Origin of the sequence: Chrysiogenes arsenatis DSM 11915 (genome assembly GCF_000469585.1) — a bacterium.
Lineage (GTDB): Bacteria > Chrysiogenota > Chrysiogenetes > Chrysiogenales > Chrysiogenaceae > Chrysiogenes > Chrysiogenes arsenatis.
Genome location: NZ_AWNK01000007.1, coordinates 300,007 through 316,970, shown reverse-complemented (window position 1 = coordinate 316,970; position 16,964 = coordinate 300,007). Strand labels below are relative to the sequence as shown.

Annotated in this window: 14 protein-coding genes; 1 reads left to right on the top strand and 13 read right to left on the bottom strand. The window is 47.5% G+C overall.

Features of this window, described 5'->3' with window-relative positions; translation table 11 throughout:
- Positions 1–13: 13 nt before the first annotated feature.
- The 12 genes from fliD to gatC form a co-directional block, all read right to left on the bottom strand.
- Entirely contained in the window at positions 14–2,713 is a 2,700-nt protein-coding gene (gene fliD, locus P304_RS0106890) for a flagellar filament capping protein FliD (RefSeq protein WP_027389942.1), read from the bottom strand.
- A 144-nt stretch (positions 2,714–2,857) separates the two neighbouring features.
- Positions 2,858–4,492: a 30S ribosomal protein S1 gene (locus P304_RS14490; protein WP_034764478.1), complete on the bottom strand. Its 1,635-nt coding sequence runs from the start codon at positions 4,490–4,492 to the stop codon at positions 2,858–2,860.
- 70 nt (positions 4,493–4,562) lie between these two features.
- On the bottom strand, positions 4,563–5,414 hold the full coding sequence (locus P304_RS0106880; RefSeq protein ID WP_027389941.1) for a 4-hydroxy-3-methylbut-2-enyl diphosphate reductase: 852 nt from the start codon (positions 5,412–5,414) through the stop codon (positions 4,563–4,565).
- Positions 5,415–6,101, bottom strand: a complete 687-nt coding sequence (gene cmk / locus P304_RS0106875) for a (d)CMP kinase (protein ID WP_027389940.1) — start codon at positions 6,099–6,101, stop codon at positions 5,415–5,417.
- 3 nt (positions 6,102–6,104) lie between these two features.
- Positions 6,105–7,379: a 3-phosphoshikimate 1-carboxyvinyltransferase gene (gene aroA, locus P304_RS0106870; protein ID WP_034764474.1), complete on the bottom strand. Its 1,275-nt coding sequence runs from the start codon at positions 7,377–7,379 to the stop codon at positions 6,105–6,107.
- Positions 7,380–7,398: 19 nt separating this feature from the next.
- On the bottom strand, positions 7,399–8,295 hold the full coding sequence (locus P304_RS14485; RefSeq protein WP_051321493.1) for a prephenate dehydrogenase: 897 nt from the start codon (positions 8,293–8,295) through the stop codon (positions 7,399–7,401).
- 37 nt (positions 8,296–8,332) lie between these two features.
- Entirely contained in the window at positions 8,333–9,436 is a 1,104-nt protein-coding gene (hisC, locus tag P304_RS0106860) for a histidinol-phosphate transaminase (protein WP_027389938.1), read from the bottom strand.
- A 2-nt stretch (positions 9,437–9,438) separates the two neighbouring features.
- Positions 9,439–10,536 (bottom strand): prephenate dehydratase, encoded by a 1,098-nt coding sequence (gene pheA / locus P304_RS0106855; RefSeq protein WP_027389937.1) that lies wholly within the window; start codon positions 10,534–10,536, stop codon positions 9,439–9,441.
- Positions 10,537–10,644: 108 nt separating this feature from the next.
- A complete protein-coding gene (locus P304_RS0106850; RefSeq protein WP_027389936.1) occupies positions 10,645–10,833 on the bottom strand; it encodes a hypothetical protein in 189 nt (62 codons plus the stop codon).
- A gap of 80 nt (positions 10,834–10,913) precedes the next feature.
- Positions 10,914–12,023 carry a polyprenyl diphosphate synthase gene (gene uppS / locus P304_RS0106845; protein WP_051321491.1) on the bottom strand — a complete coding sequence of 370 codons (1,110 nt, stop codon included), beginning with the start codon at positions 12,021–12,023 and terminating at the stop codon, positions 10,914–10,916.
- A complete protein-coding gene (gatA, locus tag P304_RS0106840) occupies positions 12,024–13,484 on the bottom strand; it encodes an Asp-tRNA(Asn)/Glu-tRNA(Gln) amidotransferase subunit GatA (RefSeq protein WP_027389934.1) in 1,461 nt (486 codons plus the stop codon).
- 39 nt (positions 13,485–13,523) lie between these two features.
- Positions 13,524–13,811: an Asp-tRNA(Asn)/Glu-tRNA(Gln) amidotransferase subunit GatC gene (gatC, locus tag P304_RS0106835; RefSeq protein ID WP_027389933.1), complete on the bottom strand. Its 288-nt coding sequence runs from the start codon at positions 13,809–13,811 to the stop codon at positions 13,524–13,526.
- An 89-nt stretch (positions 13,812–13,900) separates the two neighbouring features.
- Here gatC and P304_RS0106830 point away from each other — a divergent pair, with 89 nt between their 5' ends.
- Entirely contained in the window at positions 13,901–14,821 is a 921-nt protein-coding gene (locus P304_RS0106830) for a PhoH family protein (protein ID WP_034764470.1), read from the top strand.
- Positions 14,822–14,978: 157 nt separating this feature from the next.
- On the opposite strand, the gene P304_RS16145 is transcribed toward P304_RS0106830, so the two are convergent.
- Positions 14,979–16,901: a hybrid sensor histidine kinase/response regulator gene (locus P304_RS16145; protein ID WP_051321490.1), complete on the bottom strand. Its 1,923-nt coding sequence runs from the start codon at positions 16,899–16,901 to the stop codon at positions 14,979–14,981.
- Positions 16,902–16,964 lie beyond the last annotated feature (63 nt).

Sequence of the window (16,964 nt, the reverse complement as noted above, 5' to 3'; positions counted from 1 at the left end):
CTTTATCAAGCGTTTACCCACTTGGTAGTCCCGCAAAGCTTAACAGTGCAGATGATTGTGACTGCAGTTCAGACATCCGTTTCTCCAGCGCTGCATACTGACGCTTCAGTGATGCTTCATAGGCATCAAGACGTTTTTTTTCACGAGTGATATTTTTTGTTAACGAGTCAGCATCGCGACTCATAAGCCCACCAACGCGGAGTTTATTATTCAAAACACCATCGGTGAATACATAACCTTCGATCATATCCTGCATTTTACGTGCAATACCGTAGGAATCTCCATTGTCATCTACACGGCTGAAAAGATTAAATACTTCCTCTTCGTTTTCAGCAATGGCTGCCATAAAGACACCATTATTTTGCAAAGCAGCTTTAATTTCCTCTTCATCCGTCGAATCAAGTAATAACATCCCCTTCATAAGCACTTTATAATCATTACGGCCAGCCAGCGTAATGCCAATATCTCCAAGGCTTTTTACCGTTGAACCGGCATCGCCATAATACCCTGTCACAAGCCGCTTCATATTGGCCGAAAGACCCTTCATCTCAGAGCTTTTGCGGAGTGTCTCCTGCATGTTAAACGAACGGTATTTCTCTTCATACTGATCTTGCTGACTGAAGGTCATGCTTTGAACCGATTCAGCATCAAGTGGCTTCAGATATTTTCTATCGTCATCACTTAAACGGAACGGGTTTATGTACTCCATAGCTTTATTGTAGAGCGCAATAAATTTTGCGATTCTGTCAACGGTATTGTCGGTGTTGCCTGCAACCGTAATAGATTCGGTCGACGCGGTCACCCCTTTTAGGGTCAAATCAATACCACCCGGTAGTTTTTCGATTTCGTTGGTGTTTTTCACATATACAACACCATCATACTGAAAAACAGCATCCTGACCTTTCGTACCAATTTCCTGTACCGTCGTAGTTGGATTGCTAAAATTAGCTGCTAAATTGGCAAACCCAAGAAAGTTACTCGTATCATTGGCAGAACCGATCTGAATCTTACTGGCATTGGTTGTGTTTTTTCCCAATTCGCTCGAGAGATGTAGCTTATTCGAGTTAACATCAAAACTTGCTGTTACACCAGCACCAGAATTATTTATTTTCCGAATGACATCATTTATTGAATCGTATTTATTGTCGACATAGATACTTACTCCGTTTATAGTAAAAATACCTTTGCCGAATCCTAGCCCAGTAACCGTTGGATCAACCGCACTAGGGCTACTTCCCGCCGTTGTTTGGGCACCGGAAACTGCTGTTAGACCGGCCATTGTGAGAAAATTAGACGTATCTGTCGAATCACCTACTGTCACGGATGAAGCACCAGGTGTGTTGGAAGTGAGCAGGAACCTGCCATTCGTCGCGTCATACGAAGCCGTTACTCCAGCGCCAGAGCCATTAATCGCTGCCAGTAGCTCCTGGACGGTGGGATTCGGATCATCACTGGGATCATTCGGGTCAGGATCTTTCAGTAATTCAATCTTCACTCCGTTGACAGTGAAAAATCCTTTGATTTTATTACTATCGTAGTTCGTAAACCCCGCTGTTGAAAGCGACTTAGTGGTATCAATGGTTCCAATATTTGTAGCACCCTTTACCGTCGTACTGGTCGTTTCGCCAAAACGCATGCCACTATTGGTTATAATGCGTAAACTTCCGTCTTGGATAGTACTTCCAGATGCAACTGCAAAGGTGAAGTCCCCTCCCATCAACCCCTCTGCACTTGATCCCATCGTTGTTCGCAGTGCAGTGTAGGCGGTGGCAGAGGCGGAAACTACTTCCACAAAGGTGTTTTTCTCGATAGCAGTAACCGTTTTTGCAGTTCCGCCGAGTCCAAAACCAAGGGCATTCGCTGCACTGCCACCATCTACAGTAAGCGTTTCGCCTATAGCGACTTCAGTATTGTAAATCGTTAAGTAATCGTCGCTACTTGTCCAGTCGTTAGCAGAGTTACCGACAGCAATATACCGGATATCTTGCGTGCCACGTTGTGCATTTACCGCAGCATTGATTGACTTATCAAGATAATTGGCAACTGAAGTCAATGTACTGGAAGCACTGAAGGCCTGATCAAATGTAACCGCAACCTGAGTACCGTTCACGGTTACATTCAGGGTTTCACCTATAGTGATCGATCCACCAAACATCCCTTCGGCACCTTCTACATCAGCACCCGATACCGCCTTCATGACTGGTTTATTATCAAGGGAAAGGGTATTTTTTGCGGTAGCGAACGAAGTGCCTCCGGCAGAGATTGTTTGAATGGCAATATCGTGTTTCCCTTCCAGCATACCGGGATAACTCGTAGAAACACCGGTAATGTTGGAAGTATTTGGCACTACAGCAGCGGATATTGACGCACGGGTATAAAAACTCGACGCGGTTGCGCCTTTCGCTAGTTGGTTCACTTCGAGCGTGTGCGATATTTTCGGCGCATCAGGTGCGGCTTTTGCCGAAGCCATGCTATTATTGCTTAGAGTAACGTCACGATTATAAAACGTGGACTGCAAGCGAAGGTCGAGCAATTGTGAGCGGAGCGTCATAAGATCATTACTCACCGTTTGAAACGCCTGCCGTTGCAAGTCGAGCAATTCTTTTTGATCCAGCATTCTATTGAGCCGCTTGCCGCGAGCTTCTACTTGAATTTTAATCATGCTGGAAGTATCCAGACCGCTGGATAACCCAGTGAAATTTATACTTGACATGATTTCTTCTCCTTCCGCTCGCACAGTAGCTGACTCTTCTTTATACGTCTCGGATATTTCATTTCAAGACTTAAGCGTTTTTTTGCAAAAACAGATAATAAAAAAGCAGGAGCAAAACTCCTGCTTTTTTGAAGAAACATGCTGTTAGTCAGTACTTTCGTCCACAAAATTCTCATTTTGCTTCATGCTGAGACCGATGCGGCGATCTTCTTTACTTAACTTGATCACTTGTGCTTCGACCTGCTGACCAATAGAAAGCACGTCACTTGGACGCTCAATGCGGTTCATAGAAATTTCTGAAACATGCAACAAGCCCTCAACCCCATCCTCTAGCTTTACAAAGGCACCAAAATCAGTGAGGTTAACAACTTCACCGCTGACCATCGCGCCAATCGGGTAGCGATTTTCCACCAGCTCCCAAGGATTTGATTGCAATTGTTTCAACCCAAGGCTTAAACGCTCTTTGACTCTGTCAAAGGCCAGCACTTTTGCCTCTACATGGTCGCCAACTTTTACCACTTCAGAAGGGTGGTTGTTGCGCGTCCATGACATGTCGGAAATATGAATCAACCCATCAATTCCCTCTTCAAGGCCAAGGAAAGCACCGAAATCTGTAATATTCTTAATTTTGCCAGAAACGGTAGTTCCAATCGGATACTTCTCACCGACAACATCCCAAGGGTTCGGTGTTACACCACGCAAACTGAGTGATAAACGACGATTCTCTGGGTCAATGGCGAGGAGTCGCACTTCAACCGAATCGCCTATTGCCAATACCTGTGACGGCGAACGGACACGGCTCGTCCAGCTCATTTCACTGATATGGATCAACCCTTCAATGCCACACTCAATTTCAACAAAGGCGCCATAATCGACAAAACTGACGACCTTGCCTTTTACTATACTTCCAGGTTGGTAGCGCTCGCTTACCTTTAACCAAGGATCTTCAGTTTTTTGCTTATATCCAAGCGAAACCCGCTCGGCAGAACGATTGAAGTCGAGCACAACAACTTCAACCGAATCACCTTCTTTAAACATAGCGGAAGGATGCGACACGCGTCCCCACGATATATCTGTAATGTGTAGCAAGCCGTCAATGCCGCCGAGGTCAACAAAAACACCATATTCAGTAATGTTTTTCACCTTACCAGTGATCAATTCACCGACTTTTATTTTGTCGATAATTTGTGATTTTAGCTTCTCTTTGGTCTCTTCCAGAAAAGCTCGGCGCGATACCACAACATTGTGACGCTTCGGAGAAAGGTTAATAATTTTGAACATATCCGTCAGGCCGACATACTTCGCCATTTCTTCTGGTGTTTCACGAATTTGACGGATATCCGCTTGCGAAATAGGCAAAAATGCCTTAACTCCCTTAATGTCTACATTAAACCCACGGTTGACAACACCAGAAATAGTCCCTTCAAATGGCTCACCCTGTTCAAAACCAGCGACGAGCGTATCCCATCCTTTGCGCTGGTCAGCCTTTTGCTTGCTGACTCGGATAAACCCGTTATTTCCCTCGGTTCGACCTGTATTAAAAACATCGAGCTTACTACCTGCTTGCAATGCATCAAACTCAGCACCATCCATCTCTTCACGGCTGAGGATGCCTTCTACTTTTTCTCCAATGTCGAGCAGAACTTCATTGTCATTTTTCTGCACAACCGTCGCTTCTACAATTCGCCCAGACTCTTCGCGTTGACGGAAATCCTGCTCCAGCATGGCAGCAAAATCTTCACCCGCTTCTTCATGTGGTTTGTAATCGTTGTCCATCATTGACGTCCTCCTCACAAAATTGCATTGTCTCTATCTTTAAACAGTAACGCTTTACTGTTTGAAAGTAAACCTATTGACCAATAGCCTGAACCCACGCAACAACTTTGTTAATTTCGCTCTCAGGAGTACTTGCGCCGGCGGTAATTCCAGCACGTGTTTTTCCTGTGAACCAAGCAGCATCTAACTCGTGCACCGTTTCTACATGATAAGTAGATGGTTGAATCTCTTGGCAGATAGCCGCTAAACGCGTCGTGTTGGCAGATTTTTTCCCACCAACAATAATTACAATATCGCTCTGTTGCGCGAGCCTGATAGCTTCCTGCTGACGAACTCCCGTTGCATCGCAAATCGTATTAAAGCTCCGAATCTCACAATTATTTTTTTCACCAAGAATCGCTAACAGTGCGGAGAACTGTCGCGTTTCTTGGGTTGTTTGTGCCAATAGCGCAACCTTACGTCCTAACCGTATATCGCGAATTTTCTCCGGTTCATCGATAACAAAAACCCGACCATTCGTAACATAGGCACAAATACCTATAACTTCGGGGTGATCTGCTTCGCCAAGCACAACAATATCATAACCTTCATCATCCATTTGTGCGACAATTGAATGAATTTTTTTCACAAAAGGGCATGTTGCGTCAACCAACGCTAAATTTCGTGCGTTTGCTGACTCATAGATCTGTGGACCAACACCGTGAGAACGGATAATCACCATACCCGTATCGGTAGGGATCTCCTCCAGATTTTGCGCGACCGCAATACCCGCAGCTTCAAGCTCCTGTACCACCTGTGGATTATGAATAATTGGCCCGAGAGTTCGCACCACTCCACTGTACTTTTCTCCTGAGTCAAACGCTACCTGAATAGCGCGCTTTACCCCAAAACAAAAACCAGCATGTTTGCCGACTTCAAGTTTCATTTAGTGCTCCTGACGGCACAGAATGCTGTCGATATGTTCCGCGATAAGCTTGGTTACGCCATCAATATCATAGTTGGTCGTATCAATGACAATCGCGTCGGCCACCTGAATCAAGGGTGAAAATTCACGATGGCAATCATCGTAGTCACGCTGTTGAATATCGCGTAAAACATCGTCAAAAGTAACCGATACCCCTTGTTGCTGAAGCTCCTCAAAACGCCTTTGGGCGCGTGTTTCCGGCGAAGCATCCATGAAAAATTTTAATTCAGCATCAGGAATGACGACTGACCCAATATCACGCCCATCCATCACCACACTTTTTGCTTGCGCCAACTGACGTTGCATTTCGACGAGCGCGCTACGGATTTCTGGAACTTGTGCGACCAAAGAGGTCACTCTGGCATTGTCAGGCATCCGAATTTCTTGCGTTACGTCGACGCCGTTCAAAAGCACCCGTTGTTGATTTTCTTCCCAGCGAAATTCAATCGAAAGATTTTCCATAGCCGCCGTATATTCGATAGTCTGCATCTCGATACCCATTTGTCGCACGCGCAACGCAACACAACGATACATGGCACCCGTATCGATATACGTAAAGCCATACTGCTTTGCGATCCGTTTGCCGACGGTACTTTTCCCAGATCCACCAGGCCCGTCAAGTGCTATGCGAACAGGTTTCTCTTGCACGTATTACCCCTTGCTCTGAAGTGATTGCATGAGAGTTTCAAAATTGGGAAACGAAACCGAAATACACTCAGTATCACGCACCCGAATAGCATGCGGATGAAGCAACTTAAAGAGGAGCGCACTCATCCCAATGCGATGGTCGCCATAGGCATCTAACTGGATAGTGCCCGAAGGCTTCCAATCTGGATTCCCATGAATAGCAAAACCATCCTCGCGTTCCTCGCACTGTACACCCAGTGCTTGCAAATTCGACAACGTGGTTTTGATACGATCCGTTTCCTTGACCCGCAGCTCCTGTGCATCGCGCACGACTGACGTTCCACGTGCAAAACTCATGGCTACCGCTAACGCAGGTATTTCGTCGATTAAACGAGGAATCAATGAACCGCCAATTTCGACAGCTTGTAACTGATCAGTATAGCGAACTTCAAGGTCGGCCACTGGTTCACCGCACACATCGCGCGTATTACGCAAAACCACCGCCGCATTCATGGCATGGAGCGCTTCGATAACGCCCGTACGGCTGGGATTAACTCCGACATTTTCGATGGTGATAGAACTCCCTGGAGTGACCGTCGCCGCAACCAGAAAGAACGCCGCCGAGCTGATATCGCCCGGAACCGTGATGTTGGCCGGACGAAACTCCGCGCCACCGGTGATGGAACACGTGTTGCCCACGACCTCGACCGGAACGCCGTAGAAAGGTAACATCCGCTCCGTGTGATCGCGTGACTTTTCCGGTTCAGTAATCACCGTTGTCCCTTTCGCAAAAGCCCCAGCGAGAAGGAGCGCACTTTTTACCTGCGCAGACGCCACTTGCGTCGTAAAAGTTTGTCCAACCAATGCTCCGCCACGGATAGAAAGCGGCAGCAACTTTCCTCCCTCTCTTCCATCAATATGAGCCCCCATTTGACGCAGTGGCGCAACCACACGCATCATCGGACGTTTACGCAAGTATTGATCACCAGTAATGGCACAGAAAAACGGCAGACCTGAAAGAATCCCCAGCATCAAACGTGTCGTCGTGCCGCTATTGCCAAAATCAAGAAAATCCTTCGGCTCATGTAAGGCATGCGAACCGGGTGAATGAATAACGAGTTTTTTTTCAAATTTCTCCACCGTTACACCCATCGCTTCAAACGCGGCTACCGTGGAAAGGTTATCATCGCCCATCAACGGGTTTTCGATGACAGAAGTCCCTTTTGCCAAAGACGAAAACATAATCGCACGATGCGTGATGGATTTATCCGATGCCACAGAAATAGAGCCTTGGAGCATAACGCTGACCTCGCTTCGTTCACACAGTAGTTTTTTGTCTCTCAGCCATATTCTTGACGATTTGATCGCGATATTCCCGCGCATGGCGAAAGGTTGCGAGCAAATACGCCTCATCGTGCTGTTCAATTGCTTGACGAATGCCGCCTAAAGTCTCTTCAAAAGCGTCAAGAGCGTGAAGAATTTCCGTACGGTTCGTTAGCGCAATATCGCTCCACATCACTTCATCACTCGAAGCGATGCGGGTAAAATCGCGAAAGCCAGCACCGGGATAGTGCCCAAGCTTAATGCCCGAACAGCTTTCCATCGTCCGCAATGCATTGACGAGCGCATATGCCACCACATGGGGCAGGTGACTGACGGCCGCGAAAATCGTATCATGCTCCGCCGTATCCATGACTTCACTCTGACCGCCAATGACCAGAATAAGCTGTTCCATCAACGCAATATCAGACGCGTATGCCTCGCGATCAAACGGGCAGATAATGAACTTTTTTCCCTGGAAAAGGGTGCTTTGTGCCGCATGTATCCCGCTCCGTTCCCCCCCAGCAATCGGATGAGCAGGGAGGTACCGGAAAGATATTCCTTGATTCAATGCCCAAGCCAGTTCGCCTTTGACACTGCCAAAATCGACTACCAAAGCCGTCGGTGGCAATATGACATTCAATTGAGCGAAAATTTTCGACATAGAACGCACCGGCGTAGCGACAAAGACAACTTCGCAACTCGCCAGTACGGAACCACTGCCCATTTCCACCGCTTCGTCGATATACCCATACATTAACGCTTCTCGGAGCGCTTCGGCATTGCTGTCAACACCAACAACGCACGCCGCTAAACCATGACTTTTTAGGGCAGCCGCAAAGGAACCGCCAATTAACCCAAGTCCGATTACTGCGCACCGTTGTAATTGAACCATTATTGCACGCTAGCTACCACAAAAAATGACAGAACCATTACAACCGCCCAAGTGTGCGTAACACCTGCTCGAATTTCGTCAGAAAAGTTTTATTCTCCGCCGCCGTTCCGATTGTCACGCGGATATAGTCACGAATCATTGGATGCGGAATATGGCGCACAATCACCCCTTCACGCAATAATCCCTGGAAAACATCGGCCCCGTTGCCCCGCGCATCAATCAGGATAAAATTGGCTTGCGATGGAACCCAACTAATACCAAGTTCTCGCAAATGGTTGGTAATGCAATTCATCCCAGCGCTATTGCCGTTGAGCGTCACCGCAAGGAACTCATCATCATCCAGCGCTGCTTCTGCCGCTGTTTGCGCCAGTAAGTTTACGTTAAACGGTTGACGTACCCGATTTAGGTAATCAGCCACTTGTGGCGAGCTGACACTGTACCCAATGCGGTAACCACTCAGGCCATACGCTTTAGAAAATGTACGCAGCACAATCACATTTTCATGCGTGGCGACAAGATCAATAACCGATTGACACTCAGGCTCCGTCGCATATTCAATATACGCCTCATCGACAGCTATGATGATATGTTGCGGGGTGCCAAGAATAATTTTTTCCAAATCTGCCCGTGGAATATAATTCCCAACTGGGTTATTGGGTGTCGTCAAAAAAATCACTTTCGTCTGCGGTTGAATGGCGGCCAGTAAATCATCTGGATTCATTTCAAAAGTATCTTTGCGCAGCGGGACGCCACGAAAGTCACGATCTGCCGCTTTGGCGATAATCGGGTACACCGCAAACGATGGGTCAAAGTAGAGCACCTCTTCGCCAGGTTGGACAAACGTGCGAATCAACAATTCAATAATTTCATTGGAACCATTACCGAAAACAAGTGAGTTTTCGGCAACACCAAGGTATTTCGCTAACTTTTGTTTGAGATAAAAACAACCGCCTTCAGGATAGCGATTCGCATTGCTCAATAAAGCGGTAACGGCTTGCAACGCTTTTGGTGATGTGCCAAATGGGTTTTCATTCGATGCAAGCTTGATGCACTCTTTGACGCCAAGTTCACGTTCCACTTCTTTAATGGGTTTTCCAGGTTGATACGGAATAAGCTCTTCAATGTTTTTGCTGACGCGCACAACTAACCTCTTTCTCTCGTACGGATGCTTTTGGGATATGACCCAAGAACTTTCAGGAAAATACTTTTCATTTCAAGCTCACGTAACGCCGTGTGGACGTTTTCGTCTTCCAAATGCCCTTCAAAATCAACGTGGAACAAATATTCCCACGTCTTAATTTTTGACGGGCGCGATTCAATTTTCGTCAGGTTAATGCTGTTATCGCTTAAAATGCGTAGTGCACCATGAAGTTGACCAACCGCATGATTGAGCGCAAACACGATGCTCGTCTTATCATTCCCCGACTTTCGGGCTTTATTATTACCAACGATAATAAAGCGGGTGAAGTTATTCGGATTATCCTCAATTTTTTTGACAATAGGTGTCATTTGGTAATGCTTGCCCGCAAGCTCGGAGCAAATTGCCGCAGCATCCTCGTGTTCACTAGCAAGTTGTGCTGCTCGCGAGGTGCTCGTGATATCAATAAGCTCAACCTTGGGAAGATTCATTTCGAGCCATTGGCGGCATTGCGCAATAGCGTGAGGATGAGAATAAACACGGCGCACGAGCTCGATTTTTCCACTTGTGCTCATCAGATGATGTGTTATGCCCATCTCAATTTCAGCGCAAATAGCGAGATTGGTATCGACCAGCGAATCAAGCGTGTAGTTGACAACCCCCTCAGTAGAGTTCTCAATTGGCACAACACCATAATGGGCATGGCCACGTTCAACTTGACCAAATACATCGCGAATGGTCGGTGAAGGGGAATAACGCGCACTTTGCCCGAAATGCTCCATACTCGCAACATGGGTAAATGTTGCTTCAGGGCCAAGAAAGGCAATGGTGAGGGGTTGTTCTAAATTCAGGCAGGCAGATATAATCTCGCGAAACACCGCCCGTATGGCATCATCAGGCATCGGCCCTTCATTCGCTTTCAGGAGGCGCGTGTAAATCTGCTTCTCCCGAGATGGGACATAAAACTCGGCAGCCGGACCAGACTTATACTTACCAACCTCGACCGCTTGCTGTGCCCGAAGGTTCAGCAGCTGCAAGACTTGATCATCTATCTTGTCAATATTGCTGCGCAACTCATCTAATTTCGCATGTTCTGTTTTCACAAAAGTACCCGACCGACAAAGTTTAATGACGGATAATAGTTTCAGAACAAGCGAATTGCAATCAAAAAGTGTCTCATTTTCGCAACAAGCAGCATATCACCGATGGGGTCAAGCGGATCGGCTCTGTTTCGCGTTCAACTCCAACCACTGCTCTAAAAGAACAAAGGCGTCATCATGAGAAACCGGTTTTTTGTTTTGAAAAAAAATACTAATCGCCTGCAGTGCATCTTCTGGCGGGGTGTTTTCGGGTAATTGATTGACCAAACTTACAAGCTGTTCTTTCCATGCTGGAATCATGCAGCCACTCCCATTCGACAATTTTTACTGTCTTATAGTTTCGGCGTATTCATGGAAAAACTTGACCGTTTCTTGCGTCCTTATCCGAATCGAATGGCTGTTTCACGGCCAAATCTGCGCTCACGCGAACGATAGACGTCAAGAGCTTCGTCAAAATGTTGCGGGGTAAAATCCGGCCAAAGGATGGGCGTAAAATACAACTCGCTGTACGCCGACTGGTAGGTAAGAAAGTTACTCAAGCGACATTCACCACTGGTGCGAATGACAAAATCACACTCTTTTAATTCAGGGAAATAGAGATGATCAAGTAAGGTCTGATGGGTTATCTCTTCGGGTAACAGTTGATTATTTTGGATCTTTTTCCCGATTAACTGCATAGCATCAATAATTTCGGTTTGGCCGCCGTATGAAACCGCCAAGACCAATGTCATTCCTGTATTCCCACGTGTTGCTTCGATAGTTACGCGTAAAAGCTCTTGGACATCTTCATTGAAATCGTCAATACGGCCAATCGGGTAAAAACGGATATTATTTTCCATCATTGTTGTGCGCTCACTCAATAGATATTGCTTGAGCGCGAGATTGAGGAAAGCCACCTCCTTCGGGTCGCGCTGCCAATTTTCGGTACTGAACGCATAGAGCGTCAGGTATCGTATTCCTTTCCGTGCGGCATGCTGAATAAGTGTTTTCGCTACTTCAAGTCCCTGCCGATGCCCTTCCGTCCGTTCAACCCCTTTTTGCTGCGCCCACCTGCCGTTACCATCCATGATGATCCCGATATGACGAGGAAGCACCGGCTTTGATGCTTCCAGTTTTGGCACTTCATTCTGATACAACAGCTCTATTTCCCGCATCAGTGAATTGATATGATTTTTCGACGCAACCTTCACGCTCCTCTCAGAAACCACCACTTCGCTGATTTCTGGCGTGCTATTTTGCGAAGATTTCAGCACATACACCACGAGCGAGCTGGGACAGTACTCTTCGATCTGGCGGAAGATCTTAAAACCATTCATTTCCGACATGGCATAGTTAATAATCAGCACTTTCGCTTTGGCAAACTCAGGTCTGCGCGCCGCATGAAACAGTTCTTGCGGCGACGAATACGGTGTGCAGGGGATCGATTTCCCCCTACACAGAAATTGGACATGGTTGATAAAATAGAAGTCATCGTCCAGTACAATGACCATTTACCACTCCAAAGAGTTTTTTGCGGGTGTGATCTCAAATTTCACGTGGCGCTCAATCGCGGAGGCCAGCGACAAAAGTTTCTCTTCCTGGAGTAAATCAGCATACAGCTGAACACCGATTGGCAACCCCTGACTATCACACCCACACGGCAGACTTATTCCCGGAATACCCGCCAAGTTGCAAGAAATCGTAAAAATATCCTCAAGATACATCTCTAATGGATTGGCACTGCGCGCGCCACTCGCAAAGGCCGTTCCAGGTACTGTCGGCGTGAGAATGGCATCAACCTGCTTGAAAGCTTCCTGGAAATCCCGCGCAATCAGTGTGCGAACCCTCTGCGCTTTGCGGTAGTACGCATCATAGTAGCCACTCGAAAGCACATACGTTCCCAGCATAATCCGCCGCTTCACTTCATCGCCAAACCCTTCGGAACGGCTATTGAAATACATCTCTTTCAAGCCACCCGGCAGATCAGAACGGTGCGTGTAGCGCACCCCATCAAATCGTGCCAGATTCGAACTCGCCTCCGCAGTAGCAATAACATAGTACGTTGCAATCGCATATTGCGTATGCGGCAGCGATATTTCCTCTACCTTTACCCCTTGCTGGCGCAAAAGTTCCACGCTCTGCATCACCGCCGCGCGGACATCAGGCTGAATGCCGTCGATAAAATACTCACGCGGCAAACCAACCGTCATTCCCGCCACATCACGACCAATTGCCGCGCGATAACTCGGTTTTGCAAACGTAATGCTGGTTGAATCGCGCACATCACTCCCGGCAATCGCATCGAGCAGAATCGCCGCATCTTCCGTAGAATTTGCCAGCGGGCCAATCTGATCTAAGCTGGACGCAAACGCCACTAATCCATACCGAGAAACAATACCGTACGTTGGCTTCAATCCGACCACGCCACAAAACGACGCGGGTTGGCGGATCGAACCGCCCGTGTCACTGCCAAGCGCAATTGGAGCGCATCCCGCCGCGACCGCTGCCGCAGAACCTCCGGAAGAACCACCCGCTACGCGCGTACTATCCCAAGGGTTTTTGGCTTTCATTCGGAGCGCCGTTTCATTCGACGACCCCATTGCAAATTCATCCATCGTTGTTTTGCCCAGCATAACCGCACCCGCAGCCTTGAGCTGCTCAATCACGGTTGCATCGTAGACACTCTGATGATTTTCGAGCATCTTAGACGAACACGTCGTCGGCAAACCACGGACATTGATGTTATCCTTAATCGCAACCGGTATGCCCAGTAGTGGTGAACGTTCGCCACCCGCGATTCTTTTATCAGCCTCAGCCGCCTCTTCCAGCGCCGCAGGGTTAAAACAATTATACATTTCGAGGGTATCGTTCATTGATGTAGCACGTTGCAGGTACTGGTTCGTAAGTGAAACGCTGGTGAGCTGACCAGCATCAAGAGCCTGACGCAACGCAGTAAGCGAATACTCAGTCATGAAAACTCCTTGCAGGATAAAATGGGGAAAAATTCAGTATTATTCGATAACCGGAGGAACGCGGAAGTGATCTAAAGCGTGCGCAGGGGCATTGCAAACCACCGCCGCCATCGCCAATGAAGGGGTGACAACATCGTCGCGCATCACATTACCACAGCTCAGCGCTTGTATCGTCGGTTCAATCCCTTCGGTATCCAACCCTTGCAAAGTCTCCACATAGTCAAGAATGGCGTTCAAATCCTGACGATATTTTTCTATTTCTGTCTCAGACAGTGAGAGGCGCGACAGTGTTGCAATATGGCAAACTTCTTTGTTCGTGATACGCATGACACGGACTCCATAAAATTTTTTTCAGTATCGCAAAGGTATGCTATGATGTAAAGGTCTAACAGCGAACAAAACCGATCAACAGTAGGATGCACGTGACACAACAAGAACTCCACTTTGACCCGCAATTATCCACCTCTATCCTTGGCCCACAAGACAGTTACCTCCGCGCCGTTGAGCGCAACTGCAACGTACGAATTGTTGGCAACGGTAGCTCACTCCAAATTAACGGGAACCGTGAAACTGACGTTCAAGAAGCCGCTGCCCTTTTTCAACAAATTGGCGAACGGCTCTTACGCGGCGAATCAATCAACGCTGAACACATCGGGTCACTTCAACACTGTACGCCGGAAGTTGTGCGGGCAGGCCGCAAATCAATTATCCCGCGTAATCCATCACAAAAAAAGTATTTACACGCTCTGCGCACCCGCGAAATATCGTTCGGCATTGGGCCAGCGGGTACGGGGAAAACCTACTTGGCGATTGCCTGCGCGGTTGAAGCACTGCTCGCCGGAACCGTGGAACGGATTATTTTAACCCGCCCCGCCGTAGAGGCTGGCGAAAAACTCGGCTACCTCCCCGGTGACCTTACCGAAAAAGTCGATCCCTACATGCGCCCTGTCTATGATGCTTTGCACGAAATGTTGGGTGTGGAAAAAGTTGAAAAGCTCCTTTTGCGCAAAACTATCGAAATTGCTCCCATTGCCTTTATGCGCGGCAGAACCCTTTCAGGTGCTTTTATAGTACTGGATGAAGCGCAGAACTGCACCCGTGAGCAGATGAAAATGTTCTTGACCCGCTTTGGCCTCGCGTCGCGCATGTCAATCAATGGCGACATATCACAAATCGACCTGCCACCACGTGTTCCCAGCGGCCTGATTCACGCGGCACAAGTTCTGGCTAATGTCGCGGAAATATCATTTACCTATTTCACCGCGCGTGACGTTGTGCGTCACCCATTGGTAGAAAAAATTGTGCAAAGTTATGAAATCGCCGAGCGGGATAGTTGAGTGAGCTGAAAAAGTAACCATGAAGTAAACCTGTCATCTCGAACGAAGTGAGAGATCTTGCCTTCTCACTTGGGATTTCTCTTCGCTGCCGCTCGTTCGAAATGACCGATCTGTGTTTATCTGTAGGGCGAATAAGCAGCACGCATCCGCCGATGATCTACGACAACCACTGGCTCAGCACAGTATGAAGTTCATCAATGTTGATCGGCTTGCCAATATGGGCATTCATCCCAGCCTGAAGTGCTTTTTGCTTATCTTCAATCATCGCCGCAGCCGTTAAGGCAATAATAGGAACATGCGGATTCTGTGATCGAATGAGTCGCGCAGCTTCGTAGCCATCCATAATTGGCATTTGAATGTCCATTAAAATAATATCGAAATTCCCGTGCTTGGCTAACTCCACCGCCTCCGCACCATTACTCGCCAACGTTGTCCGTATTCCAATGCGCCGCAGCTGTTCACGCGCTACTTCTTGGTTGATAGCATTGTCTTCCGCCAAAAGAACATGCCCCGCCAGTGGGGTTGTATGCGGTTTGTGTTTCGTGTCACTCAGCAGTTGAGCCTGTTGTGCCGAGCACATTTGCAGCGGAAGATCGAAGCTGAAGGTCGAACCCACTCCCAACGTGCTATTGATCCGTATCTGGCTTCCCCCCATCGCCGAAACCAGTTTTTGGCTGATAATTAAACCCAGTCCAGTTCCGCCATATTCGCGTGATGTTGACGTATCTGCCTGACTGAACGCTCGGAAGAGTCGTTGTTGCTGCGCTTCGGATATGCCAACTCCCGTGTCGTTAATGGAAAAACGGAGCAACTCTCTGTTATTTTCATGACTGAGCAGCGCAACGTGGAGCGCGACAGAGCCACTTTCCGTAAATTTCAGCGCATTCCCAAGTAAATTCGTGAGCACCTGACGCAACCGAAGATCATCACCCAGATAGGTATTGGCTAACCCCGCTTCGGCCTCAAGCGAAAGGGTAATCCCTTTCTGCTCTGCAAGCTGGTAAAACAGGCTTTGCAGCTGATCGATCAGCACACACAGCGAAAAGGGGTGCGTATCAATGTGCAATTCACCTGCTTCAATTTTTGAAAAATCAAGAATATTATTCAGAATCCCTAAGAGCAAACGACCAGAGCTGTAAATTTTTTCGGTTTTATCGCGCCCTTTACCAGGCGGTAATTCTTGCAACGCCAATTCGCTCAATCCCAAAATCGCATTCATTGGGGTGCGAATTTCATGCGACATGTTCGCTAAAAACTCGCTTTTTGCTCGGCTTGCATTATCTGCAACCTGTTTGGCATACTGCAAATGTTGCTGATATGAAGCATTTTCGCGAATCCGTTTCTGGATGGTGCGGTAGGTGAACGATAAGAAAATCAGGCCGACAAAGAAAATAGCACTGTGCGAAACAATCAAGAACGAAGAGGCCTCTTTTTCCATAGCATAGTATGGTTCCAGCGGAACACTGACACTGATTCCACCACGTATCTGGCCAACCTCATACCCCTGATGAAGGTGACACTTGAGACACCCAACTTCGGTTACCATTGGTCGCATATAGCGCATATATGGGAGTTGATTTATATGGGAAATCTCCGCTACTTCAGCAACACCAGCATCAAACTGGAGTAACGCACTCCGTTGCCACTCATCAGGAGTATTGATTGGATTCAATGGTTTGAGACTGGTGATACTCCCCATAATAGTATCGGCGGAGCTCATGTCTTGTAACATCTGACGGAGCATATACGCCGGATTCATTAGGGTTAGCTCCACACCCCATGGAGTGGTAATATCACGGTTTTCGATATGAGTAAGGTACGGGTTTGGTGGTGTTTTTTCTGTGGCAGGAACATACACGCCGCCATGGGCTGTAGCCCAATACCGGAAGGCTAAATCTTTATTAAAATTGGCCTCAGCAACCATTTCGGCAATTTTATGTGTTGTAACCCGTTGATTATGGAGATTCCATACGTATGAACCACCAATAAGGAAGCACCACAGCACAACAATTACAATGAATCTCCGGCGTACCGTTTCTTCATCTTTTATTGCGAAAGTTATTTCGTTACCCTTTTCCATGCAACACCTTACTGTGCCTTGCGGTTATAGAGGGTTATTCGGCAATGCAATCATTGCCAACAA

Coding starts and splice junctions, on each gene's coding strand:
- gatA (WP_027389934.1), bottom strand. CDS start 13,484: ATGACTGAGTATTCGCTTACTGCGTTGCGTCAGGCTCTTGATGCTGGT.
- fliD (WP_027389942.1), bottom strand. CDS start 2,713: ATGTCAAGTATAAATTTCACTGGGTTATCCAGCGGTCTGGATACTTCC.
- gatC (WP_027389933.1), bottom strand. CDS start 13,811: ATGCGTATCACGAACAAAGAAGTTTGCCATATTGCAACACTGTCGCGC.
- uppS (WP_051321491.1), bottom strand. CDS start 12,023: ATGGTCATTGTACTGGACGATGACTTCTATTTTATCAACCATGTCCAA.
- P304_RS0106850 (WP_027389936.1), bottom strand. CDS start 10,833: ATGATTCCAGCATGGAAAGAACAGCTTGTAAGTTTGGTCAATCAATTA.
- P304_RS0106880 (WP_027389941.1), bottom strand. CDS start 5,414: ATGAAACTTGAAGTCGGCAAACATGCTGGTTTTTGTTTTGGGGTAAAG.
- P304_RS14490 (WP_034764478.1), bottom strand. CDS start 4,492: ATGATGGACAACGATTACAAACCACATGAAGAAGCGGGTGAAGATTTT.
- P304_RS16145 (WP_051321490.1), bottom strand. CDS start 16,901: ATGGAAAAGGGTAACGAAATAACTTTCGCAATAAAAGATGAAGAAACG.
- P304_RS0106830 (WP_034764470.1), top strand. CDS start 13,901: ATGCACGTGACACAACAAGAACTCCACTTTGACCCGCAATTATCCACC.
- P304_RS14485 (WP_051321493.1), bottom strand. CDS start 8,295: ATGGTTCAATTACAACGGTGCGCAGTAATCGGACTTGGGTTAATTGGC.
- aroA (WP_034764474.1), bottom strand. CDS start 7,379: ATGCTCCAAGGCTCTATTTCTGTGGCATCGGATAAATCCATCACGCAT.